Origin of the sequence: Mucilaginibacter sp. (assembly GCF_965225845.1) — a bacterium.
GTDB lineage: Bacteria > Bacteroidota > Bacteroidia > Sphingobacteriales > Sphingobacteriaceae > Mucilaginibacter.
In genome coordinates this window covers 683,587-706,250 of the sequence record NZ_CBDDBL010000002.1, presented here as the reverse complement: position 1 = coordinate 706,250, position 22,664 = coordinate 683,587, and the positions used below count along the sequence as shown (strand labels likewise).

The 22,664-nt window shown below is 42.3% G+C and carries 22 protein-coding genes, 2 tRNA genes, 1 pseudogene and 1 riboswitch; of the genes and pseudogenes, 10 read left to right on the top strand and 15 right to left on the bottom strand.

Translation table 11 applies throughout. From position 1 onward, the window contains the following. Positions 1 to 105: 105 nt before the first annotated feature. Genes ACYZ0U_RS07050 through ACYZ0U_RS07040 form a run of 3 tightly spaced genes read right to left on the bottom strand, consistent with a single transcriptional unit; the run spans position 106 to position 2,709 of the window. Positions 106 to 1,098: an MlaD family protein gene (locus ACYZ0U_RS07050; protein ID WP_461451261.1), complete on the bottom strand. Its 993-nt coding sequence runs from the start codon at positions 1,096 to 1,098 to the stop codon at positions 106 to 108. A 17-nt stretch (positions 1,099 to 1,115) separates the two neighbouring features. Further along, the gene (locus ACYZ0U_RS07045; RefSeq protein ID WP_461451259.1) at positions 1,116 to 1,889 is read right to left on the bottom strand and encodes an ABC transporter ATP-binding protein; all 774 of its coding nucleotides are present in this window, start codon (positions 1,887 to 1,889) and stop codon (positions 1,116 to 1,118) included. 1 nt (position 1,890) lies between these two features. Then, complete coding sequence (locus ACYZ0U_RS07040) at positions 1,891 to 2,709, bottom strand: MlaE family ABC transporter permease (RefSeq protein WP_461451257.1); 819 nt, start codon at positions 2,707 to 2,709, stop codon at positions 1,891 to 1,893. A 764-nt stretch (positions 2,710 to 3,473) separates the two neighbouring features. On the opposite strand from ACYZ0U_RS07040, the gene ACYZ0U_RS07035 reads away from it, so the two are divergent. From ACYZ0U_RS07035 to ACYZ0U_RS07020, 4 genes are all read left to right on the top strand, one after another. Then, on the top strand, positions 3,474 to 5,363 hold the full coding sequence (locus ACYZ0U_RS07035; RefSeq protein WP_461451255.1) for a glycoside hydrolase family 30 beta sandwich domain-containing protein: 1,890 nt from the start codon (positions 3,474 to 3,476) through the stop codon (positions 5,361 to 5,363). A gap of 78 nt (positions 5,364 to 5,441) precedes the next feature. Continuing rightward, a complete protein-coding gene (locus ACYZ0U_RS07030; protein WP_461451253.1) occupies positions 5,442 to 6,671 on the top strand; it encodes a family 16 glycosylhydrolase in 1,230 nt (409 codons plus the stop codon). Positions 6,672 to 6,836: 165 nt separating this feature from the next. Further along, entirely contained in the window at positions 6,837 to 8,069 is a 1,233-nt protein-coding gene (locus tag ACYZ0U_RS07025; protein ID WP_461451251.1) for a cation:proton antiporter, read from the top strand. Positions 8,070 to 8,126: 57 nt separating this feature from the next. Then, positions 8,127 to 8,396: a hypothetical protein gene (locus tag ACYZ0U_RS07020; RefSeq protein WP_461451249.1), complete on the top strand. Its 270-nt coding sequence runs from the start codon at positions 8,127 to 8,129 to the stop codon at positions 8,394 to 8,396. Positions 8,397 to 8,398: 2 nt separating this feature from the next. Here ACYZ0U_RS07020 and ACYZ0U_RS07015 read toward each other — a convergent pair whose 3' ends face one another. The 4 genes from ACYZ0U_RS07015 to pulA all read right to left on the bottom strand — a co-directional run bounded on the left by ACYZ0U_RS07015 (position 8,399) and on the right by pulA (position 12,509). After that, positions 8,399 to 8,563 (bottom strand): hypothetical protein, encoded by a 165-nt coding sequence (locus ACYZ0U_RS07015; RefSeq protein WP_461451247.1) that lies wholly within the window; start codon positions 8,561 to 8,563, stop codon positions 8,399 to 8,401. A gap of 66 nt (positions 8,564 to 8,629) precedes the next feature. After that, positions 8,630 to 9,796: an MFS transporter gene (locus ACYZ0U_RS07010; RefSeq protein WP_461451245.1), complete on the bottom strand. Its 1,167-nt coding sequence runs from the start codon at positions 9,794 to 9,796 to the stop codon at positions 8,630 to 8,632. A gap of 76 nt (positions 9,797 to 9,872) precedes the next feature. Next, a complete protein-coding gene (locus tag ACYZ0U_RS07005) occupies positions 9,873 to 10,502 on the bottom strand; it encodes an NADAR family protein (RefSeq protein ID WP_461451243.1) in 630 nt (209 codons plus the stop codon). A gap of 12 nt (positions 10,503 to 10,514) precedes the next feature. Next, positions 10,515 to 12,509 (bottom strand): type I pullulanase, encoded by a 1,995-nt coding sequence (gene pulA / locus ACYZ0U_RS07000; RefSeq protein WP_461451241.1) that lies wholly within the window; start codon positions 12,507 to 12,509, stop codon positions 10,515 to 10,517. A 120-nt stretch (positions 12,510 to 12,629) separates the two neighbouring features. Between pulA and ACYZ0U_RS06995 the strand changes: the two genes are divergently transcribed. Further along, entirely contained in the window at positions 12,630 to 13,508 is an 879-nt protein-coding gene (locus ACYZ0U_RS06995) for a lysostaphin resistance A-like protein (protein ID WP_461451239.1), read from the top strand. Here ACYZ0U_RS06995 and ACYZ0U_RS06990 read toward each other — a convergent pair whose 3' ends face one another. Both ACYZ0U_RS06990 and ACYZ0U_RS06985 read right to left on the bottom strand, forming a co-directional pair. Beyond that, positions 13,509 to 14,207 carry a DsbA family oxidoreductase gene (locus ACYZ0U_RS06990; RefSeq protein WP_461451237.1) on the bottom strand — a complete coding sequence of 233 codons (699 nt, stop codon included), beginning with the start codon at positions 14,205 to 14,207 and terminating at the stop codon, positions 13,509 to 13,511. It abuts the gene before it with no gap. A gap of 151 nt (positions 14,208 to 14,358) precedes the next feature. Beyond that, positions 14,359 to 15,243: a carbohydrate kinase family protein gene (locus tag ACYZ0U_RS06985; RefSeq protein WP_461451235.1), complete on the bottom strand. Its 885-nt coding sequence runs from the start codon at positions 15,241 to 15,243 to the stop codon at positions 14,359 to 14,361. 110 nt (positions 15,244 to 15,353) lie between these two features. Here ACYZ0U_RS06985 and ACYZ0U_RS06980 point away from each other — a divergent pair, with 110 nt between their 5' ends. Both ACYZ0U_RS06980 and ACYZ0U_RS06975 read left to right on the top strand, forming a co-directional pair. After that, positions 15,354 to 15,632 (top strand): Cif family virulence factor, encoded by a 279-nt coding sequence (locus ACYZ0U_RS06980; RefSeq protein WP_461451233.1) that lies wholly within the window; start codon positions 15,354 to 15,356, stop codon positions 15,630 to 15,632. After that, the gene (locus ACYZ0U_RS06975; protein WP_461451231.1) at positions 15,629 to 15,772 is read left to right on the top strand and encodes a hypothetical protein; all 144 of its coding nucleotides are present in this window, start codon (positions 15,629 to 15,631) and stop codon (positions 15,770 to 15,772) included. The genes ACYZ0U_RS06980 and ACYZ0U_RS06975 overlap by 4 nt, the downstream gene beginning before the upstream one ends. A 118-nt stretch (positions 15,773 to 15,890) precedes the next feature. On the opposite strand, the gene ACYZ0U_RS06970 is transcribed toward ACYZ0U_RS06975, so the two are convergent. The 5 genes from ACYZ0U_RS06970 to hemW all read right to left on the bottom strand — a co-directional run bounded on the left by ACYZ0U_RS06970 (position 15,891) and on the right by hemW (position 20,354). Continuing rightward, positions 15,891 to 16,772, bottom strand: coding sequence for a cupin-like domain-containing protein (locus ACYZ0U_RS06970; protein WP_461451229.1), 882 nt, complete (start codon positions 16,770 to 16,772; stop codon positions 15,891 to 15,893). Positions 16,773 to 16,880: 108 nt separating this feature from the next. Then, a complete protein-coding gene (locus tag ACYZ0U_RS06965; protein ID WP_461451227.1) occupies positions 16,881 to 17,762 on the bottom strand; it encodes a cupin-like domain-containing protein in 882 nt (293 codons plus the stop codon). Positions 17,763 to 18,097: 335 nt separating this feature from the next. Continuing rightward, positions 18,098 to 18,646: a fasciclin domain-containing protein gene (locus ACYZ0U_RS06960; protein ID WP_461451225.1), complete on the bottom strand. Its 549-nt coding sequence runs from the start codon at positions 18,644 to 18,646 to the stop codon at positions 18,098 to 18,100. Positions 18,647 to 18,801: 155 nt separating this feature from the next. Beyond that, entirely contained in the window at positions 18,802 to 19,203 is a 402-nt protein-coding gene (locus tag ACYZ0U_RS06955; RefSeq protein WP_461451223.1) for a hypothetical protein, read from the bottom strand. Positions 19,204 to 19,220: 17 nt separating this feature from the next. Further along, positions 19,221 to 20,354 (bottom strand): radical SAM family heme chaperone HemW, encoded by a 1,134-nt coding sequence (gene hemW, locus ACYZ0U_RS06950; protein ID WP_461451221.1) that lies wholly within the window; start codon positions 20,352 to 20,354, stop codon positions 19,221 to 19,223. A gap of 286 nt (positions 20,355 to 20,640) precedes the next feature. Here hemW and ACYZ0U_RS06945 point away from each other — a divergent pair. After that, a tRNA-Cys gene (locus tag ACYZ0U_RS06945) sits at positions 20,641 to 20,711 on the top strand. Positions 20,712 to 20,852: 141 nt separating this feature from the next. Next, a tRNA-Cys gene (locus tag ACYZ0U_RS06940) sits at positions 20,853 to 20,924 on the top strand. 59 nt (positions 20,925 to 20,983) lie between these two features. Here ACYZ0U_RS06940 and ACYZ0U_RS06935 read toward each other — a convergent pair. Then, a pseudogene (locus tag ACYZ0U_RS06935) lies at positions 20,984 to 22,012 on the bottom strand (cysteine desulfurase family protein); the annotation flags it as partial. Positions 22,013 to 22,095: 83 nt separating this feature from the next. Continuing rightward, positions 22,096 to 22,196, bottom strand: a riboswitch (SAM riboswitch). Positions 22,197 to 22,411: 215 nt separating this feature from the next. Between ACYZ0U_RS06935 and ACYZ0U_RS06930 the strand changes: the two are divergent. Then, a complete protein-coding gene (locus ACYZ0U_RS06930) occupies positions 22,412 to 22,630 on the top strand; it encodes a hypothetical protein (protein ID WP_461451219.1) in 219 nt (72 codons plus the stop codon). Positions 22,631 to 22,664: the final 34 nt, after the last annotated feature.

The following is a 22,664-nucleotide window of genomic DNA, read 5'->3' as shown; positions in this document are numbered from 1 at the left end:
ATATCAATATTTAGCCTAAAATGGACCTAAAAACATCTCTTTTTAGCGATTTTATGATCGATTTTATCCCGTTTTTAACTCTATTTGAACCAGGAATAGCTGAATTTATTTCGCGGCGTTCTTTAAGCTATCGGCCTTGGCTTTTGCTTTCTTTTTGAAAAATCCTTTAAGTAAAAAGTTATGCTGTACCGCCTCCAGATCATCATTTAGTTTGATGGAGCTTTGCTGCAGGGTATTGATGCTTTGCTGTACCTTAACAGCGCTGGTCTTGTCATTCAGTAATACACCCAATACGTTGTCTGTCCTGTTCAGCTTGTTACTGGCTGTGTTCAGGTTATCGGTTAAAACCTTCGCGTTGTCTGCAGCGGCTTTTAACTGGGCAACAGCCCCTTGGATCTTGTTAAAAGTAGTAGTATCGGTTAACATTTTATCAGCAAGGCCACCTTTAGTGCTCAGCTTGTTGCTGAATTTGCTCAGGTTATTTGCCATCACAGCTGCGCTTTCGGTAGCCAGTTGCAGGTTATGCATGGATTCTTTCAGCTGTACGCCCATCAGGCTATCTGCCAATAGTGTACCTACTGTACCTTTACCTTGTAATATTTTGTGGCTTAGCAATTTAAAATCACTGGTTATGGACAATAAGTTTTCGTTGTTTTGTTGTACCACTTTGATGATATCATCGGTAGATACAATCTTGGCTGCCTGCAGCACGTCGCCATCACGGATAATCGGCGCCTGCGGACTACCGCCATCAATAACGATGATCTTATTACCGATCAACCCATCGGAGCCAATATGTACCTGCGCGTTGCTGTGGATATATTGGCGGGAAGCTTCATCAACCGTCATTTTAACGGCAACCTCTGATGGGCCAATAAAGCGAATGGTGCTGATAGTACCCACCTTTACGCCCGAAAACCATACGTTATTACCGTTCTTCAGCCCGGCAACATCATCAAACACAGCGTTAATGTGAACGCTTTTCGAGAAGCTTTTTGACTGCCCGCCTAATGTAAACACGCCCAAAATAAATACCACCAACCCAAGGGCCAGGAATATTCCTACTATTATCGCGCGCCTGTTTTCTCCTAAATCCATATTGTTATGGTAAATATCTATTTAATAAAATTATAATCAAAAAATGGTTTAACCTGTGCATTATCCGTATCAAATACCTCTTCAAACGTACCCTCGCGCTTAAACTGCCCATCCAGTAACATAGCAACCCTATCGCCGGTTTGCTTGGCGCAGGTTAAATCGTGTGTTATAATGATAGACGACGTATTGTAATTACGTTGAACCTCATTAATTAGTTCGTTTATCTCAATACAAGTTATCGGGTCCAGGCCTGCCGTTGGTTCATCATACAGCATGATCTCCGGGTTCAGGATAAGGGTACGCGCAATACCGATACGCTTACGCTGCCCGCCCGAAAGCTCCGATGGCATCTGGTTAATGGTTTGCAAAAGCCCCACAGCATCCAAAACTGTTTCAACAGCCTTATCTATTTCCTTACGGGTCATGCCTTTACGGTTACGCACCAGCGGGAACTCCAGGTTTTTGCGTACCGTCATACTATCGTACAAAGCACTGTTCTGAAACGAGAAACCAATCCTGATCCGCAATTCCTGTAATTCTTTCAGGCTGATATTATCTATATTTTTACCAAGCACCTCAACCTTGCCTTTATCAGCTTTCAAAAGTCCTGATATGATCTTGATCAACACAGATTTACCTGTACCGGAGCGGCCAAGCACCACCAGGTTCTCGCCCTGGTAAAGCTCCAGGTCTACACCACGCAGTACATGATAGTCTTCAAAGGATTTTTCAAGCCCGTGAACGCTGATCACTGCATTTTTATGGTCGATGGGTGCCTTTTGCTTCTCCATATTATCTGAACCAGCTGGTTATTTGCACAATGGTAATTTCCTCAATAAAAATTAAAAACATAGCGGTTACCACCGCTCCGTTAGCCGCTTTACCCACACCCTCGGTACCTTTGCTTGAATAATAGCCCTGGTACGACCCAACGATGCCAATGGTAAACCCAAAAACGATGGCTTTAATGAGTGAAGCCACAAAATCAATAAAGGATAATGGATCAAACACCTGCCCTATATAAGTTCGGTAGCTGGTACCTTCATTTACATAAACATTTAAAAATCCGCCTAATAAGGCTATAAAACCGGTGTAAGTAGCTAAAATGGGAATGGTTAGCGTAGTAGCAAGTACCCTGGTACAAACTAAAAATTTAAAGGGGTTGGTGCCCGACACTTCCATCGCGTCTATCTGTTCAGTTACGCGCATGGAGCCCAGCTCGGCGCCGATGCTTGAGCCTACCTTACCTGCCGCTATAAGCGCTGTTACCAACGGCGCCAAAGCACGCATAATGGCAATAGATACCAGCGAAGGCAGCCATGATGTTGCGCCGAACTGCGCCAGCGAAGGGCGTGATTGCTTGGTGAAGATGAGCCCGACAATAAAACCGGTTAGGGATATGAGCGTAAAGGAGCGTACGCCTGTTTCGTAACACTGCCTGATGATCTCCTTGAACTCATAAGGGGGCAAAAATGCTTCCTTAAAAAATTTGATGATAAAGGCGTTGATATTATAAAGGCTTACAAAAAAATCATTCAGGCTTTTTTTAAAGCTCGAAAATCTTTTTCGCTTTGCAGGCGCAGGAATGGGTGTAGTATCAGTTGTATCCATCAATTAGGGACAAAGGTATTAATATGCCAGTTATGATTAAGTAATCTTACAAAAAATTAAGGTATATTGTTTTACAGTGCACAACATTTAACAATTATTATACAAATATGACATCCGTTTACGGACCTGTACGTTAAAAAAATACGCTTAATAATAGAAGCGGTTTAGTCTGTGCCGATAATATTCCCAACATTATAGAAAATACTGCTCAACGCATTTTGCCCGGGACAGGGAATTATACAGGGTATCGCCACCTTACTTTAGTACCGTTAGCCTTACCGGCATGGGGACCATGCATTTTTAATAAATTTCCGGCTCAATTAATTGCGTAGGGTGCTCTGAAAGGGGACGTGCAAAGCACGATTTAGCCTATTTTTTGCTTAAAAATTAATGCCGGAAGTAAGCGTATTACCCTTTTTTTATTTTTACGAAAAAAAACTTTTCCCTAACGGAAAAATGCATATTATCACTAAAACCCAACCGTTATTGAAGCGTATTAGATATTTTATAAAATACTATCAATCAATTATTTATAAAAATAATACTTGTTTTATATGTTTTATTTAGCCTAAATTTGCCTTACCAATTATTAAACACATACATCTGCCTTGTAATTAGGAATTTTTTTCTGACCTCTACCTTTTGCAGTAAAATAAACTCAATTTTTAAGCATTGGTTAAGTAAAATCAGCAAAATTCAGTTTGGATAGGTTTGTGGCTTTTAATTGGTAATAATTAATAAACCAATTACCAAAATAGCCTTTTATGAAAACAAATCATTACCTAAAATCCCTTGCGGTGCTGTGCTTAATGCCGGTGTTGGGGTATGTATCCTGTAAAAAAGACCTCTCTGCCAAATCATCTCCTGAATTAAAAAACCTGACCGTTAAAACCTTTGCCCAATCGGCAAACGAAGCTGTTAATATTTGGGAAACCACATCTGACCAAACTAAGCTTTTAGCGCAGCAAGCAAGCGTAAACTTTGCGGCTGATGCCGGCACAAACGCCACCACTATTACGGTTGATGAAACCACCACCTATCAAACTATTGATGGCTTTGGTTATTGCTTAACCGGCGGCAGCGCACAGTTGATTGATGGGTTGGGTGCTAACCAAAGTGCTTTTTTGAATGACATTTTCTCAACGGCTTCCGGCCATGTTGGCTCTGCGTTTGTGCGGATCAGTATCGGGGCATCGGACATGAGCTCGTCTGACTTTACCTATGACGATATGCCTTCAGGACAAACCGATGTTAACCTTACCCATTTCAGCATCAGCCAGGAAATGACTGATTTAGTGCCGGTGCTTAAAAAAATTATCGCTATTAACCCAAACATTAAAATTCTGGCCACGCCATGGACCGCGCCCGCCTGGATGAAGAGCAGCACTACGGGTAATAATGGCTTTACAGGCGGGAGTTTAAACACTGCCTATTATGCTGCTTATGCTACGTATTTTGTAAAATATATACAGGCTATGAAAGCCCAGGGCATAAACATTTACGCCATTACGCCGCAAAATGAGCCGTTAAATGCGAACAATAATCCTGCAATGACCATGCAATCAAATGAGGAAGCTAATTTTATCCAAAATAACCTGGGGCCGCAGTTTGCTGCAAATGGGATCACCACCAAAATTATCAGTTACGATCATAATTGCGATGAACCAAGTTATCCCGAAGCTGTGCTGGGCACCTCGGGTGCAGCCCAATATGTTGATGGCTCGGCGTTCCATTTGTATGCTGGCGATATCAGTGCATTAACTACTGTACATAATGCTTATCCGGCTAAAAACATATACTTTACAGAGCAGTTTATTGGCGGGCCCGGTAATTTTGCCGGAGATTTTTCCTGGCACATGAATAACCTGATCATCGGCGCGCCACGTAACTGGAGCCGTACAGTGTTAGAATGGAACCTTGCCTCTGATCCGAATTATAATCCGCATACTTCAGGCGGTTGCTCAAATTGTATGGGCGCAGTTACTATTTCAGGCAATAATTACACCCGCAATACGGCTTATTATACCGTTGCACACGCATCTGAATTTGTGCAGGCAGGAGCAGTTCGTATTTCATCAAATACATTTTCAAGCAGCATACAAAACGTGGCTTTCAAAAATCCGGATGGTACTAAAGTGGTTGTGGCGCTTAATACTGCTTCATCAAGCCAAACATTCAAAATTAAATGGGGTACAGAATCATTTACCTATACACTGCCGGCAGGAGCTGCCGCTACTTTTAAATGGGCAGGCACGCAGTCATCTGCATCAGGGCCTCCTATTGGTCAAACCATTACCCTTAAAGGTTTTAATGGCGACTATGTAAGCGGCGAAGACGGCACAACCGCCATGACCTGCACCCGTACTACAGCAGGCACCTGGGAACAATTTTTAGTGGTAGATGCCGGCAATGGCAAAATTGCCCTGCAAAGTATGGGCATGTATGTGAGCAGCGAAAATGGCACCCAGCCAATAACCTGTAACCGTACCAGCTACAGCTCATGGGAGGAATTTACCTGGGGCACCAATGCCGATGGCACAATAACGCTGCAAGGCAACAATGGCGATTATATATCCAGCGAGGATGGCACGCAAGCCATGACCTGTAACCGCACCTCGGCATCTGGCTGGGAATCCTTCGGGGTAAATAAATAACAAAACCAACACAATAAGCAATAAGTAACCGAACTATCACCTTATAAAACGGGTGATAGTTTCACAATTCCTTTCATTATGAAAAAACAATTTATCAACTACCTGTCGGGTACAGTGATGATACTGACAATGGCAATGATGCCGGTATCCTGTAAAAAGGATGCGGCTGGTTCAACAAAAACAACAAATCCTGTATTTGTAAAACCCGAAGGTACGCCTAAGCCTAATGCCGTATCCTATCAATTGGTATGGTCTGACGAATTTAACGGAACCAGTGTTGACCAAACCAAGTGGAATATCGACTCGGGTAATCCCGGTGTGAACAACGAGGAAGAATACTACCAGGCAGCTAATGTGACCGAAACCGGTGGCAACCTGGTAATAACTGCCAAACAACAAAGCGTGGGAGGACAACCTTATACATCAGCCAAGTTAGAAACCCTGGGCAAATTCTCTACAACTTATGGCCGAATTGAAGCCCGCATTTCTTTGCCGATGATAAACGGAACTTGGCCTGCCTTTTGGATGCTGGGTACCAATATCAATTCGGTAGGCTGGCCAAATTGCGGTGAAATTGACATTATGGAACATGTGAATACCACAAACACTATTTTAGGTACCATGCATTGGAACAGCGGCAGCGGGGCAGCTCAGTATGGCAGCAGTACAACTACCACTCCGGGAGATTTTCACGTTTACGCAGTTGAGTGGGATGCTAACAGCATTAACTGGTATGTTGATAATACCTTATACTGCACAGGTAACATCGCTAACAACATCAATAACACAGGCGCTTTTCAAAATCCTTTTTACATCATACTTAACTTAGCCATCGGCGGCGACCTGCCGGGTAATACTATCGGCACATTACCTGCAACCATGCTGGTTGATTATGTGCATGTGTACAAAGGCGTTACCACCAGCGGCCCACCTATTGGCCAAACCATTACTTTAAAAGGTTTTAACGGCGATTACGTAAGCAGCGAAGATGGTACACAGGCCATGACCTGTACCCGCACCACTGCAAGCACCTGGGAACAATTTACCGTAGTTGATGCAGGTAACGGCAAAGTAGCCCTGGAGAGTATGGGTCATTATGTAAGCAGCGAAAACGGAACGCAACCTATTACCTGTAACCGTACCAGCTATAGCACCTGGGAAGAGTTCACCTGGGGAACCAATGCCGATGGTACGATTACACTGCAAGGTAATAACGGCGATTATATATCCAGCGAGGACGGTACGCAAGCGATGACCTGTAACCGTACGACTGCTTCGGGATGGGAATCCTTCGGGGTTAATAAGTAACAAAATCACACAATAAGCAATAAGTAACCTAAACTATCACCCTGTAAAATGGGTGATAGTTTTGTTAGCGGGCTCAGGGTTATTTGCAGGAGCATGATAAAAGACTAATGGTTTTACTACCATGCTCATGTTTTTTATGTATTTTAGAAAAAACATGAGCGCTTATTGGAAACATACCAGATCATATCAACCATCATCTTTCTAACGGCAATTTTTGCTTATGTTAATGAGCGCTGGATAAAACTGCCCGGAACGATAGGAATTATGACACTCGCGCTGTTTTCATCGCTGCTGCTGGTTTTAACGGGGCAATTGGTGCCCGCGTTTGCAAAAGAAGCCCATATCCTGGTAGCCAGGATAAACTTTGAGCAGGTACTACTGAAGATTATGCTGAGCTTTCTGCTTTTTGCAGGCGCTTTACATATCGACGCTTCAAAACTTAAAAAAGAGCTGTGGCCGGTAATCGTTTTATCAACCATAGGCACATTCATTTCAAGCTTTTTGGTGAGCGTTATGGCTTACTATCTTTTCCAGCTATTTGGTTTACCGCTACCTTACATTTATTGCCTGCTGTTTGGCGGTTTAATATCGCCGACTGATCCTATTGCGGTAATGGGGATACTGAAGCGGGTAGGCATCCAAAAATCTCTCGAACTTAAAATTGCCGGCGAATCGCTTTTTAACGATGGCGTTGGCGTAGTAATATTTTTAACCATACTGGAGATAGCCACAAACGGTATGGATAAATTTTCGGCGAGCGGTGCTGCGCTGCTTTTTGTGCGCGAGGCGGGCGGAGGGATTGTTTTTGGCGGATTTATAGGCTATCTCGCCTTTTTCCTGATCAAAGCGATCGATAATTACAGTATTGAAGTACTCATCACCCTAACCATAGTGATGTGCGGCTATGGGCTTGCGGATGAACTGCATTTATCGGGACCCTTGGCTATTATTATTGCCGGTATTATCATTGGCACCAAAGGCAAACGGGAAGGTTTCTCGGACCTCACCCGTGATTACCTGCTGAAGTTTTGGGACATGATCGATGAGATCTTTAACGCGATCCTGTTCCTGCTGATGGGTTTGGAAATGCTGGTGATCAAAATAGAATCTACCGTAATGCTTATCGGCTTCATCATGATATTTGTGGTGCTGCTGGCGCGATACCTGTGCGTTTTGTTCCCTGTTCTGGTTTTGCGAATATGGATAAAGTTTGAGAAAAACGCCATCGCCATGCTTACCTGGGGTGGCGTAAGAGGCGGCCTGTCGGTAGCTATGGCACTCTCGATACCCGAAAGTATGCACCGCAGTGAATTTGTGCTCATCACCTACCTGATTGTCGTGTTCTCAGTGATTGTGCAGGGACTTACCATAGGCAAACTTGCCAAACAAAGCAAATAAAAGGAATTTAAAACCATTCGCCACTTGTTTCCTTTTATTGGTACAAATTATAAACTTATGAATTTCTATCAGCAAAAATGGATTGATACCTTAACTGCCGCGCATTTACAGGGCTGGAAGATTACCCCGCAGGGCGATGATATATTTATAGAGATGCCTAATATTACCGATATCAAACTGATCAGGGATAATATCCCTTCAACATTGGCAGCTATGTCTTTGGATATTGAAGAGGCTAAACATCGGTTGAAATTTATATTCCACAACGGCCATGAGCAGTTTGAGTACCTGCTAAACCCGGGCGACGAAGATTTGAACGAAGAATAATATTAAAGTGATTTGACCGGAGACTTAGGCTTTTCTTCGGTCAGTTGTACGTTTTTGAATTTATCCAACAGGAAATCACGCTTTTTCTTAAGCTCATCTATGTTATTGGATAATTTACTTATCTCAACAATAAGCGCATGAAGTTCATGTTTATTTACGTTGGGCATAGTGATTAATTAGTATATAAATTTAACAAGTATATTACAACAAACCAAATACTATGCCCGATTTTCTTACAACCTGGCCTTTGTTGACAATACCACTACACAAGTGCCCATAAAAGCTATAAACACGAATGATGCCCTTAACGTAGCCAACCCGGCAATAAAACCAATTATTGGCGGACCAAACAAAAACCCGATAAAACCTATGGTTGATACCGCGGCTAAGGCAACGCCGGGCGCCATGGTTTTTGATTTGCCCGCCGCGCTGTATACCATCGGCACAACAGATGATACACCTACACCGACCAATAAAAACCCGGTTATAGCGGTATAAAAATAAGGGAATATAACAGCGATTAACAAGCCCGTAACCGTAAGTGCTCCGCTGGTTTGCAGGATGCGTTTTAAGCCGAAGCGGTGAGCAAACCAATCGGCTATAAAACGCCCGCCTGCCATGGTACACATAAACGCGGTGAAGCCTAAACCTACTAAAGCTGTTGGCGCAAGCACCACTTTTTTAAAGTAGATAACGCTCCAGTCGAACATGGCACCCTCGCAGATCATGGAACACATGGCGATGATGCCGAGCATAATGAGCGATTTATCGGGCATTACGAAAACCGGGCCGCTATTGGTCACTTTATCGTCTTTTAAGTATTTGGCAGTAAGTATGATCATGATCACAACTGCACAAGTAATAATTATAAAATGATGGAACGGCATAATGCCATTGGCGATCATAAATGTACCGATGCCCGCTCCTGTAAACCCGGCCAAACTCCATAAACCATGAAAGGATGCCATAATAGGTTTTTTATACATCACTTCGGTAGCTACAGCCTGTGTATTTACTGAGATATTTACCGAATTGCTGGCAAACCCAAAGCAAATTAAACAAGCTATTAGCTCCACTATATTTTGCGACAGGCTAAGGCAAATAAGTGCAAGTCCGTATGCTGTTAATGAAAATATCAGCAAACGTTTACTGCCAATGATGGTAATTACCCACCCGGAAAAAGGCAGCGATAACATCAATCCGACAGGAAGTGAAAACAAAACCGCGCCAAGCCCCGCATCAGACAAGCCTAAAGTTTGCTGCACCGTAACAATGCGCGATGCCCAACTGGCGAAGATCAGTCCCGCGAGGAAAAACATCAGCCCCACAACCAATCTCAATGTAAGTTTTGAGCGTTTGTAGGGTATTTCTGTTGGATTATCTGCTATTATTTCTTGCATGCGGTAAGTGTATTAAATACACTTACAAAGATATTTAATAAATTTAGATGGAATATAAAGAAATGTAAATGTTTGACTAACGATAGAATGATCTCCACTCTTCAGGTTCTGGGAATTTTGTCACATATTCTTCTCTGCCATATTTGGTCATATATGTATTCAGTTTGAGCAGATAGTTTTCCCCTAACCCCATGCGCCAGAACATATCGGCCTGGTCAACTGATGGAAATGCTATCCACGGAGGGAATATCATATCGGGCTCGGGCGAAATTAAGCTTAATTCCTCTCTAACCCGCATCAAAATTATTCCTAACATATTTCCCCCCGAACCATCGCCGCCATCAGCCCAATAATTGTCATTAGCAGTGTGTTCAATTATTGGCAAAGTTCCCGTGTCCAACAAAATTGATTTCATATCTGGATGTTGTAGAAACTTAGCTTTTACAGCTTTATACATCACAGTATCTTTTATTTGTTCCCAATCATCTCTTAAAATATTGTTCCTATTACGCCCTTCTTTTGCAGCATCCATTGGAGATTTCATCGCTTTAATTCTATCTCTGACTTCAAAATTCAGAAATTTATTTGCCTGGAAAAAATGTTCAGCTGTTGGCCAAATCTCAGATGTAAGTATTATTGGTGAAGGACTAAAGTTTGAAAATACTCCGTAAGGTTCTTCTACCTTATAAAACTTAATTTCTATCATACTTTAAATCTATTAATCGTGCAACACATAAGCTGTAGTACCCGGTACAATTACCGACGAGCCATTTACAGCGTTTATCCCCGCTTCGTTTGTTTGGTTGCCATCGCTAACTAATTCCCAGTTACCTTTTGGTATGATAACTGTCTTAGCATTCTTGCTACCATTCAATATTACCAATATCGTTTTCCATTTATCGCCATTCGCATTGTCGGTTAACTGGTAAACTATGGTTGATGGGTCGCCGGTTTCAACAAATTTTAAATGCCTGCGGATCTCCCCTGCTGTCGTCATCCTGAATGCCGGATGGTCTTTGCGCAAAGCGATCATCTGCTTATAGTAGCTAAATACATCGGCGTATTTTGTTTTGCGGCTCCAGTCGATCTCGTTGATATTATCCGGCGATTTGAACGAGTTGGCTATACCTTGCTTGGTGCGCAATAACTCCGATCCGGAATGCAAGAACGCTATACCCTGCGAAGTTAATACTATGGCGTTGGCCAGCTTGTCCATCTTAATGAGGTCGGCTTCGGAAGCATCGGGATTGCTAATTCTCAAACGATCGAACAGCGTATTATCATCATGACAGGAAGCATAGCTTATGGTGCCATAAGGTTCTTTAGCCCAGGGCGCTTTGGAGTCGGCAACTTTGGTATAGTCTATCTGCGGATGCTGAACCGATGCCGTTACACCAAACATTACACTCATTTTTGAATTTGGGTTGCCGCTTACAAAGCCGGTTTCTTTCACGTCACTAAAACCGCCTTTAATCCCATCGCGAATATCATCGCTGAAAGCAGCAATCTTATGCAGCTCCAGCACATTCTTTTTCATCGCGCGCTTATCTTCAGGGTACGGACTTGAGCCGGCAGTCCAGCCCTCGCCATAGATCACAATCGACGGATCGATGGCATGCAAAGTATCACTCAGGGCATTCATGGTTTTAATATCATGCGTGCCCATCAAGTCAAAACGGAAACCATCTACATGGTATTCTCGAACCCAATACAAAACAGATTCTATCACAAACTTATGTGCCATAGGTTGCTCTGATGCGAATTCATTACCACAACCTGTCGCGTTAGAGTAGCTGCCATCCGCATTGTGGCGATAGAAATAACCCGGCGCAAACTGGGTATAGTTGGAGTGATCGATATCGGCTGTATGATTATAAACAACATCCAATATCACTCGCAATCCGTTGGCATGCAGGGCCTGCACCATTTGCTTAAACTCTTTGATGCGCACATTGCCGTCGTAAGGGTTCGTTGAATAGCTCCCCTCGGGCACGTTATAATTCAGCGGGTCATAACCCCAGTTGTATTGGTTGGCATCGGGCTTGGTTTCATCAATAGAATTAAAATCAAACGCCGGTAAAATATGTACATGCGTAACACCCAGTTCCTTGATATGATCTAAACCGGTCGACTTGCCATCAGGGCCTTTAGTGCCGGTTTCGGCGAGGCCTAAAAATTTGCCTTTATGTTTGATGCCCGAATTTGGGTCGATGGAAATATCGCGGATATGAGCTTCGTAAATAACCGCATCGGTAGTGTTTTTTAGTTTTGGGCTTTTATCTTTCGACCAGCCTTGAGGATCGGTAGATTTTAAATCAACCACCATACCCCGGTGACCATTTACGCCGACTGCCTTCGCGTAAATATCAGGTGCTTCTAATGACCATTTACCATCCTGCTGAACCTGAAAAGTATAGTATTTATTTTTCAGGTTATGCTTGATCTCTGCCTGCCATAACCCGCTGTGTTTCTTTTCAAGATCGATGGTTTGTATTGCTTTACCATTAGCACCTGCAGCATATAAACGCAGCTTCACTTCGGATGCATCCGGCGCCCAAACTTTAAAAGTTGTTTTTTGGGGTGAATATTTTACACCCAGCTCGCCGTTATAAACAGGATATTTTTCGGGTTTTACTGTGGTTTGTGCCGATGAAATTGAAGTAAGCGCCATAACTAAAGTAACGCCTGTTAATACGGATCTTAAAATGCTCATAATTGGATTAAAGCTAATGAGCAAGTGTAGCGAAAATTTGAGTTATTTGAATGAGATTTAGTTTTCTTTTCAATACATCTTAGTTATATTCGACAACCATACTTTAACGTTCATCAAAATATGAGCTTACAATCCGCTAAAAAAAGTTATAAAGCAATTTATACTTACTTATTAATTACAATTGCTTTAAGCACAGTGGTATGGCTGCTAACTCTTAATGCCGGAAACACTGGTCGAATAGGCGGCAGAATATACGGTTACGGGATAATGTGGTGTCCGGCACTGGCTACTTACATCACCTGTAAGCTGCTGAAAATCAAATTTTCAGGCCTTGCATGGCAATGGGGCAAGCCTAAATACATGATCTGGTGCTATTTTATCCCCCTGATATATGCGTTAATAAGTTACCTCATCATCTGGACTTTTGGCTGGGGCGGTTTTTACAATAAAGCTTTCGTTACCCAAGCCGCTCATGAATTAGGCTGGAGCAAACTTCCTCAAAGTGTTTTTATTATTTTGTTTTTTATAGTTGAGGGCGTAATAGGCATGTTTGGCAGCATGTCGACTGCTTTGGGTGAGGAAATAGGCTGGCGCGGTTTTTTGGTGCCCGAGTTAAGTAATGTTACCAGTTATACCAAAACATCGGTGATTAGCGGAGTTATATGGGCGTTTTGGCACTATCCTTTATTAATTTTTGGTAATTATAATGAAGGAACTCCCCCGCTTTATGGTATGGCTTGCTTCACCATGATGGTGATCAGTATCAGCTTTGTTTTTACCTGGTTCCGACTAAAATCTAATAGCCTTTGGACCGGTGTTATGCTACATGCCAGTCACAATTTATTTATACAAGCCTTTTTTACGCCTATAACAACAAATACCGGCCATACCGCCTATTTTATTGATGAGTTTGGCGTCGTTGTTCCGGCTATGTGCTTATTGCTTGCTATTTATTTTTGGACCAGACGCCGCGAGGTAGTAAATCTTGTTACTGTTTAATTAACAATTCCCGTCCGGGCCGCAGCTCTCACCCTGGATGACGTCCAGCTTGGGATTTGCTTGTTGCCATTCAGTAAACGCTTTTTCAATCGTTTCTTCAAAAACGGGGACAGCCTGCGCGCCTGATACACCGTATTTTCTATCCAATACAAAAAATGGCACCCCGCGAATCCCTAATTGCTGCGATTCGTAAACATCAAAACGCACTTCTTCGGCAAAGGCATCACTTTCCAGGGTTTGTTTTATTTCGGATGAATCAAGACCAATAGCAGTGCCTAATTCGATCAGGGTATTAATATCGTCGGTATTTCTGCCATCGGTAAAGTAAGCTTTAAAAAGTTGCTCTTCGGCGGCATCGCCTAAACCATGCTTTTTAGCCAAATGCGTAAAACGGTGCGCTTTAAAACTGTTGGCTACAACCGCTTTATCAAAATTGTACGTTAAACCTGCCTCAGCAGCCATTCCGGTTACATGGGCATTCATTTCTTTGGCTTGTTCCAGGCTCCAGCCTTTCTTATCAGCAAGGTATTGGTCGATGTTAATACTCGGATCGGTTACCATATCGGGGTTAAGCTGGAAGCTCTTCCATTCAATTTCGATCTCGTCCTTGTGTGCTGATTTTTCTAAAGCAGCCTCGAACCTGCGTTTGCCGATATAGCAGAACGGGCACATTACATCCGACCAAATTTCTACCTTCATGATATTTATGATTATCTAACAAAAATAAAACAAGCTGGAGGGATTATGGTAAGGGTAAAGTAAAAATAGCCGGCTGGGTGAGTTGGCTCACCGAAATACGTTGCGTTTTGACTCACACCTACAATGCGCTTATGCTATCTAAAAAGAATATCTAACTATTTAAGATCCTGATAATCTCCTGCTCATCATAAACAGGATTAGCACCACGCTTACTGGTTACAAACGCGCCGATTGCGCATGCTTTTTTCAGTATATCCTCCATGGGTTTATTGGCTAAGATACCTCCAATAAAAGTAGCCAAAAAAGCATCTCCTGCTCCTACGGTATCAACTACATCTACTTTAAAACCGGGATGCTCATAGATCTTATGGTCGTGCCAGATGATGGCGCCATTTTCGCCGCGGGTTATGCAGATGGTTTTTGGGTGGTACTTGGCGCGAAACTCCGCCACAACATCTTCGAGCGAATTGCTGCTACTGCCGCCAATGAGTAAGCGTGCCTCTTCATCGTTCATTTTTACCACGGTTGCACGGGCAGCCAGGTTTTCAATGGTACTCATGGTATAATGCGGTTCACGAAGGTTAACATCAAACACACGCAATGCCTTGGTTTCATCCAATAAATTAAGCAGAGTATTTTTTGTAGTTTCAGTACGGCATGCTAAACTACCGAATACGATAGCGTCAGAATTTACTGCCGAATGCGTCAAAGTCTCAGTAGTTTGGATATTATCCCACGAAACAGGCTCCGGAATAATATAGGTTGCCTGCCCTTTGTCGTCGAGTTGTACGGTAACCTCGCAGGTTGGCAAGGCATCATCCCGCTGAATTGTATTCTCTGAATACAACCCATTTTGTTTTAATATTTCTACCAGTTTCTCGCCGGATTCATCCGTTCCAACGCGGCTTGCAAAGCCAGCCTTAACCTTTTGCTGAACCAAATGCCTCGCGACATTCATCGGTGCGCCGCCTGCTATTTTTTCGTCACCAAAAGTATCCCATAAAACCTCGCCGAAGCATAGTACCTTTTTGTTCATAAGCGTAATAAGCAAAGCCCAAAGCTAAATTAATTTGTCTGAACCATGATCTATCAGATTAAAAGATTTTAATGATATTAGTATTTTGCATTTTGGCAATTATAATCTTTATGAAAAAGCTTCTTTTATCCTTGCTATTACTTATGTCATGCGCCACCACTTTCGCGCAGAACAGGCAGGCCATCCTTAAAGTATTAAGCGACCAGCAAACCGCCTGGAACAAAGGCGATATCGACGGCTTTATGCAAGGCTATTGGAAATCAGACTCGCTGGTATTTGTAGGCAAAACCGCCCCGCAATACGGCTGGCAAACCACTACTGATCACTACAAAAAGCCTACCCGGATAAAGCAGCAATGGGGCAACTGGCATTTACCATTATTAAAGTGAATGTATTGGATAAAAACAATGCTTTTGTGCTCGGTGGCTGGCATTTAACCCGTACGGCCGGGCCATTGGGTGGTTATTTCACGCTGTGGTTCAAGAAATTAAATGGGGAATGGAAGATCGTTTGCGACCATACATCGTGAAGTAAAAAGTCAAAAGTTGGATAGCGGCATTTAATGCTTCGAGTTTTCAAAGGTTATGATTGCCGTTGATTTTAGTCAACGGATTACAACTAGAAAGATCATGGCTTTAGCCCAGCAGTTAATAAGGTTTACCAGCAGCTAATGCCCTATTGGCCCGCTTTACCGCTAATTTCTCACGGCGTTTAGCATAATTGGCCTTAAAGGCCATTTTCAACAAACTATCCAAGCCTCCTTTTACAGCCAAATTGTAAACACTTGCAGCTTTACGCATCAGCGAAGCATCCCAGGCACGCAGGCTCAATGAGAAAGACCCGTCTAAATATTTCATCCAGTGCCAGTAGCCGGTTGGCATAAACAGGGTGTCGCCATGCTCTAAAAAGGTTTCAAAGCCCTCTACCCCATTCAATGCCGGGAATTTAGTGATATCCGGATTGGCTACATCATAATCCTCTAAAGCATAAGTAGCGTTGGGAATACAGTATAAACGTTTCTTCCATTTATTTTCAAACAGGATGATGTGCTTTCGCCCGCCAAAATGGGTATGGAAAATATGCGGCAGGTCGATATCGTAATGCAAGAATGTAACCGAGTTCGATCCGCCGAAGAACATGGCAGGCATACTTTCTAAAAAACCACCCATCAAATCTTTAGGCAGCACAATATCATCCAGCAATTGCGGGGCTTGTTTAAAAATATTGAAGAAGAAAATGCGAAGTTCAGTAGGTGTCGACCTGATCAGGTCTATATATTCATCAAAAGGCATTTCGGCAGCTGATGAATTGATGGGTTTTGATGGATCGGCTTTGGAGTTATCATAAAGCGGGACTACCTTTTTTCCTACCACTTCCTTCAGGTATTCGGCAGTCCACTTTTCGCGGGCAGGCCAGCTTTTGGTAAGGCCTTTAATGATTAAAGGCTTCCGCTTGTCTAAATAATTCTTTTTAAAATCGGAAGGGCTAATAGATTCGACAGTGTCGATAGGACGAAGGATGAAGCTCATTTATCAATTCCGATGTGTAAATTAATCGAAACGTCTAAGGTAGGCTATCCAAAGCTAAGAATAGGTTAAAGAATTGTTATGTTAGCGCATTATGACTTTAACGCGTATCTATTTTGGAAGTCCTTCAGCCAGGGCTTTATTTGCGCGTTCAATAGCAAGCTCTTCTTTCCAATCCATATAACGCTTTTTAAAGTTCTTTTTCATGATGTCGTCAAACTTGCGTTGTATGGTTAAATTATAAAGGCTTTTCGCTTTAATGCCCCATGATTTATCCCAGGCACGTAATGAAATTGAGAAGGATCCGTCCAGATACTTCATCCAATGCCAAAAACCTGTCGGCATAAACAAGGTATCGCCGTGCTCTAAAATAGCTTCCTGGCCTTCTACCCCGTCCAAAGCCGGGAATTTAGTAAAATCAGGCTTTTCAATGTCATAATCCTCCAAAGCATAGGTAGCAAATGGAATGCAATACAGGCGGTCGCTCCATTTATTATCAAACAGGATCACATGCTTGCGGCCATTGAAATGGGTATGAAAGATATGGGCAAGATCGATATCGTAATGTAAAAACGTAACCGACCCTTTGCCACCGAAGAACATATTTGGATATTTATCCAAAAATCCGCCTAACAGGTCAGTTGGTGAACGGTAATCATCCAGTAAACCGGGCGCATATTTTATCGGGTCGAACAAAAAGATCCTTAAATCGGTTGGTTCTTTTTGAATAAGATCAATATAATCACCGAATTTCATTTCGGCAGCAGAAGCATTGATAGGTTTTGATGGATCGGCCTTGGAGCTGTCATAAAGTGGCACGGTTACATCGCCTACAGTTTCCTTCAGGTAATCAAAGGTCCATTTTTGCAGTGCCGGCCAGCTTTCGGTGGCTTTGCGGATGATAAGTGGTTTACGCGGCTTTAAATAATTGTTAACAAAATCCTCCCGGCTTATACGGTCAACTCTATCTATCGGACTTAAAATAATACCCATGTTTACAATTAATTAACTCCAAAAGTAAGTAAAACGGAAAAACCTGAAAAGGGGAAAATTGTTTTTGATAGTTTTTTGACAAAATGTATTATTATAACTATACACGTCTTTGCGAGGAGCGAAGCAATTGCGAGCTTTGCAAATCCGCTTTTCTCCATGCGATTGCTTCTTTCACCTTAATGACATTAGGGAATTTTAGCCACACAAAAAAGCCCGGCGCTTTTGCAACCGGGCTTATTATATTTTAGATAAAAAGAATGCTTTAAGAATTTGCAGCGGCGGTTTGTACATCACCACTCATCAAATACAAACCGCCTGTGTAACTGCAAACAATATTAGTTAGGCATTAACACAGTATTCACTACGTGTATTACGCCATTGCTTTGAAAAACGTCGGCAATGGTGATCCATGATTTACCGCCTTTTTCATCAACAAGGTATAATTTTGAACCTTTTTGCATTACATTCAAAGTACCGCCTTCAACAGTAGTCAAGGTAGCAGAACCGCCACCCATTTTAACTTTAGCCATTAAATCAGCAGCGCTTAAACGGCCTGCAACTACGTGGTAAGTTAAAATTTTGGTTAAAGTTGCTTTGTTTTCTGGTTTAACCAGGTTATCAACTGTACCGGCAGGTAATTTATCAAATGCTTCGTTAGTTGGTGCAAATACAGTGAACGGTCCCGGGCCTTCTAAAGTTTCAACTAAACCGGCAGCTTTAACAGCAGCAACCAGTGTAGTGTGGTCTTTTGAATTTACAGCATTTTCAACAATGTTTTTTGTTGGATACATTGCTGCACCACCAACCATTTTAGTTTGAGCGAAAGTTTTAGGCGCAATTGCGATAGCTACTAAAGCAAACGCCCCGATAATTAATTTTTTCATTTTTAATGATTTGTTTTTAAGGTAATATGTAAGGAGATACGGCACATTTCACCAACCGGATTGCGAAAACCGGGAAACTGTTCAGAGCGTGGGGTTATATATTTTTTTAAACCGGAAGCAGTTTTACTTCGTAGATGCGCGCATCTTTAGTTGGGTTACTGATCGCTAATTTTCATGGCGTAATGCATTTCTAAATCGTCATCATCCACCACATAGGATGAATAAAGCACTCTTACCGAATCCTCATCCATACCTAAAAATGATTTCCAGGTGCCTTTAAATTTGATGCCGTGGGCATTAAAGGAATCAAAATTGTGCAGTGATAAAACCGTTTTGTTGAAATTCAGGTCCCACTTACCTGTGCAGGTATGCAACTTATTAGTAGAGTCGAGGTAGGTATGTTGATAGCTATAATCATCATTTAAAATAAGCGAATCTTTACACTTATCAGTATTTAAAGCATATTTGCCGGGGAACATATCATCAGTGATTGCGGTTTGGCAGCTTGCCAGGCAAAAAACTATGGGTAGTAAGTGTAATATCGCCTTCCTCTTCATCGCTGCAAAGCTAAGGATTATTCCCCGTTGCTAAAAAACAGCCCGGATGCGATATGGTCGGCATAGAGTTTACCGGTCGGGCTTAAGTAAATAACCTGTTCCTTTTGCAATAACCATTCCTTATCAAAAAACTCCCGCGCGACGAACTGCAATTGGTTAGCCGATGCGGCGGCAATGGTATTCAACTTATCCAGGTCAAGCCCCCAGCTGGTGCGCAGCGAAGTCATGATGTATTCATTTAGTTTATCGGTTTCGCTCAGTATTTCGGTTTCAGCCGGAATGTTTCCTAATCCTAAGCCCTGCAGATATTTGGTATTGTTGGCAACATTCCATTGCCGCGTTTCGCCGTTATAGGAGTGCGCCGACGGGCCAATGCCTAAATATTTAACCCCACGCCAGTAGTTTGAGTTATGGCGCGAATAAAAGCCGGGCCGGCAAAAGTTGGAGATCTCGTAATGCTCAAAGCCCTTGGTTTGCATGGCATCCATCAAATAAGTAAACTGGGCCGCGCTCTGCTCATCATTCATAGCGGGTTGCTTTTTTTGTTTGATGAATGATGCCAGAGAAGTGCGTGGTTCCACCGTCATAGAATAAGCCGACAAATGCGGAACCTGTAGCTCAAAAACTTTATCGGTATTGAATTTCCATTTTTGGTCGGTTAATAAAGGGTAGCCATAGATCAGGTCAACGGTAATATTTTCAAAACCCAGATCCTGCGCCCGTTTTACAGCTGATTCCGCCTCGGCAGCGCGGTGTACGCGGTTCATCCATTGCAGGTCATCGTCAAAAAAAGATTGGATCCCAATACTGAAGCGGTTAATGGGCGTTTGTCTTAACGCTTGTAGTTTGGCTTTGTCCAGATCGTCGGGGTTAGCTTCCAAAGTGATCTCCGCGTCTGAGGCTACAGAATGCAGGCTGGTAATAGTGTTTATGAGCTGGCTTATCTCGCTTTCACTTAATAATGATGGCGTACCGCCGCCAAAATAAACGGTATCAATAGTTTCGCCGGTAAGGTAATTCTTTTGTAGTTTAATTTCCTCCACCAGCGCTTCAACAAGCTGGTCTTTATATTTTAACGAGGTGCTAAAGTGGAAATCGCAGTAATGGCAAGCCTGCTTGCAAAAAGGGATATGTATGTAGATGCCTGCCATATTGATCAGATGTGTAAACTCTGTCAAAGGTAAGCGCAATTAATAAACTTTCTCAATTCATCTGCAACACCCGATTATAAACCTTAAAATTAATTTTGATTATATAAATCTTTGTCTACATTTGCAATGTCTATAAAATTAGTAGACATTTATTAACATGACCAGCAACAGTAAATTAAACACCGTAATCTCCGTACGAAAATCCGTCAATCAAAAGGATTTGTGCAGCTGTTGTTGTTAAATTTTATAAGGCTATAAATTCAGCTAAAAAGCGAAAATTTTATTAGGTCAGGTGGCCGAGTGGTTAGGCACAGGTCTGCAAAACCTGGGACAGCGGTTCAAATCCGCTTCTGACCTCGATTATTTATGTGGTAATAAACAATTGGTTGATTTATAGTTTTTGATTTGGTTATTCAGAATGAATAGGGGAAAGTGGTAACAGCGTGCTGCCATAGCCGCTTCTCCCCTGTTTATCTGAATTAAAAAATCATACAAACAGGCGGAGTGGCCGAGTGGTTAGGCGGGAGTCTGCAAAACTCTTTACAATGGTTCGAACCCGTTCTCACGCCTAAGGCAGCAACAGTATTATATACGCAGGCAATCACTTCGAAAGCATGATCAATTTCTTCTGCAGTATTAAACTTACTGAAAGAGAAACGGACAGTGTCATTGGAGCGGTCGCTTTTTATGGCCTCAAGCACATGCGACTTAGACCCTGTTGAGCATGCGCTGCCACCCGATACAGAGATGTTATTTTGGTCGAGGTAAGATAAGAGGTCAATATTTGTTGCGGGGAAGTTTACGCTGAGCACGGTGTAAAGGCTATTTTCAGTAGCTGATGTGCCATTGAAAGTTACCCCCGGTAAATCCTGCAATTTAGCAACAAGGCGATTTTTTAAGTTTTGGATGTGATGCTGGTGTTCATCAATATCTCGGCAGGCAATTTCAAAGGCTTTGGCAAGCCCGATAATCCCAGCAATATTTTCTGTACCGGCGCGCAATTTACGCTCTTGCGAACCACCGTGTAATAACTGAGCTAAATTTGTGCCTTTACGGCAGTATAAGAAGCCAACCCCTTTTGGGCCATGGAATTTATGAGCGGAGCAGGTGATATAATGAGCTTTTAGTTTTTGCAGGTCATGTCGGTAATGGCCTATGGTCTGAACGGTATCACTGTGGAAGATTGCGCCGTAGCTTTCACACAACCTGGCAATTTCTTCAATATCATTAATAACACCGATCTCATTATTCGCATGCATGATGGATACCAATGATGGTATGCCATCGCCTAATAAAAGCTCTAATTCCGCCAGGTCGATCTCCCCCTTTTTATTTATTGATAAAAGATGCGGCTTATCCAAAGCATGCAGTACGGCGTGATGCTCCAAAGGTGTAGTAATAATTCTTCTGCCTGTAGCGGATAGTAAGGCGGTATTATCAGCTTCGGTACCTCCGCCGGTAAATATTATTTCTGAGGGATCAGCATTGATAAGCCCTGCTACAGTATTACGCGCTTGTTCAATTGCCTGCTTAGCTTCGCGGCCGTGGGAATGGTGTGAAGAGGCATTGCCATAATGCTCTAATAAATATGGGGTCATTGCCGTAAATACTTCCGGATCAAGTTGTGTAGTTGCTGCGTTGTCAAGATAGATTTTCATTGTGCTGTGCTTTATTTTTTTTAATCAATACTTATCACAGCGAAACAGGAGAAATATCCGTGTTGGATATCAAATCTATTATCATCTTATCTTTCTTCGCAAGCGAAGCAGGATTTAGCACCTTGTAAGGTTACAGGTTGCTAAGACGTCATAGGGCCTTTCCCTCTGTCTTTCTGGATAAGTATTAAAGAACTATTATGATGCAAATATATAAATATTCTACTAAATCAATAGATTTTATATTTATTTTTTGAAAACATGGGTTACCTTTTAAATTTTAAAGTATTAAGCATAAAGTCTGGCAATTTTTAAAAGGTTATTTAACTGATAAGCTTTTTAAAGCCGGATGAGATAAAAGAAATAATTAATCACAATTTATACACTTTTAAAAAAAACAACATGAAAAATTCTATCAAAGTTAGCGTTTTGGCTCTTGCTATCGCTTGTTCTTTCGCAGCTTGCAAAAGCAAATCATCATCTGCCGCTGCTGATTCTTTAAAAGCTGCTGATTCAGCTAAAGCTGCTGACTCTGCTAAATTAGCTACCGACAGCTCTAAAGTTAAAGCTGACAGCGCTAAAGTTGACACTGCAAAAAAAGACACCACTAAAAAGAAATAATTTCTTTAGGTGATTTTTAGTTTTTGAAAAACTC

Coding starts and splice junctions, on each gene's coding strand:
- ACYZ0U_RS07050 (WP_461451261.1), bottom strand. CDS start 1,098: ATGGATTTAGGAGAAAACAGGCGCGCGATAATAGTAGGAATATTCCTG.
- ACYZ0U_RS07045 (WP_461451259.1), bottom strand. CDS start 1,889: ATGGAGAAGCAAAAGGCACCCATCGACCATAAAAATGCAGTGATCAGC.
- ACYZ0U_RS07040 (WP_461451257.1), bottom strand. CDS start 2,709: ATGGATACAACTGATACTACACCCATTCCTGCGCCTGCAAAGCGAAAA.
- ACYZ0U_RS07035 (WP_461451255.1), top strand. CDS start 3,474: ATGAAAACAAATCATTACCTAAAATCCCTTGCGGTGCTGTGCTTAATG.
- ACYZ0U_RS07030 (WP_461451253.1), top strand. CDS start 5,442: ATGAAAAAACAATTTATCAACTACCTGTCGGGTACAGTGATGATACTG.
- ACYZ0U_RS07020 (WP_461451249.1), top strand. CDS start 8,127: ATGAATTTCTATCAGCAAAAATGGATTGATACCTTAACTGCCGCGCAT.
- ACYZ0U_RS07015 (WP_461451247.1), bottom strand. CDS start 8,563: ATGCCCAACGTAAATAAACATGAACTTCATGCGCTTATTGTTGAGATA.
- ACYZ0U_RS07010 (WP_461451245.1), bottom strand. CDS start 9,796: ATGCAAGAAATAATAGCAGATAATCCAACAGAAATACCCTACAAACGC.
- ACYZ0U_RS07005 (WP_461451243.1), bottom strand. CDS start 10,502: ATGATAGAAATTAAGTTTTATAAGGTAGAAGAACCTTACGGAGTATTT.
- pulA (WP_461451241.1), bottom strand. CDS start 12,509: ATGAGCATTTTAAGATCCGTATTAACAGGCGTTACTTTAGTTATGGCG.
- ACYZ0U_RS06995 (WP_461451239.1), top strand. CDS start 12,630: ATGAGCTTACAATCCGCTAAAAAAAGTTATAAAGCAATTTATACTTAC.
- ACYZ0U_RS06990 (WP_461451237.1), bottom strand. CDS start 14,207: ATGAAGGTAGAAATTTGGTCGGATGTAATGTGCCCGTTCTGCTATATC.
- ACYZ0U_RS06985 (WP_461451235.1), bottom strand. CDS start 15,243: ATGAACAAAAAGGTACTATGCTTCGGCGAGGTTTTATGGGATACTTTT.
- ACYZ0U_RS06980 (WP_461451233.1), top strand. CDS start 15,354: ATGAAAAAGCTTCTTTTATCCTTGCTATTACTTATGTCATGCGCCACC.
- ACYZ0U_RS06970 (WP_461451229.1), bottom strand. CDS start 16,772: ATGAGCTTCATCCTTCGTCCTATCGACACTGTCGAATCTATTAGCCCT.
- ACYZ0U_RS06965 (WP_461451227.1), bottom strand. CDS start 17,762: ATGGGTATTATTTTAAGTCCGATAGATAGAGTTGACCGTATAAGCCGG.
- ACYZ0U_RS06960 (WP_461451225.1), bottom strand. CDS start 18,646: ATGAAAAAATTAATTATCGGGGCGTTTGCTTTAGTAGCTATCGCAATT.
- ACYZ0U_RS06955 (WP_461451223.1), bottom strand. CDS start 19,203: ATGAAGAGGAAGGCGATATTACACTTACTACCCATAGTTTTTTGCCTG.
- hemW (WP_461451221.1), bottom strand. CDS start 20,354: ATGGCAGGCATCTACATACATATCCCTTTTTGCAAGCAGGCTTGCCAT.
- ACYZ0U_RS06930 (WP_461451219.1), top strand. CDS start 22,412: ATGAAAAATTCTATCAAAGTTAGCGTTTTGGCTCTTGCTATCGCTTGT.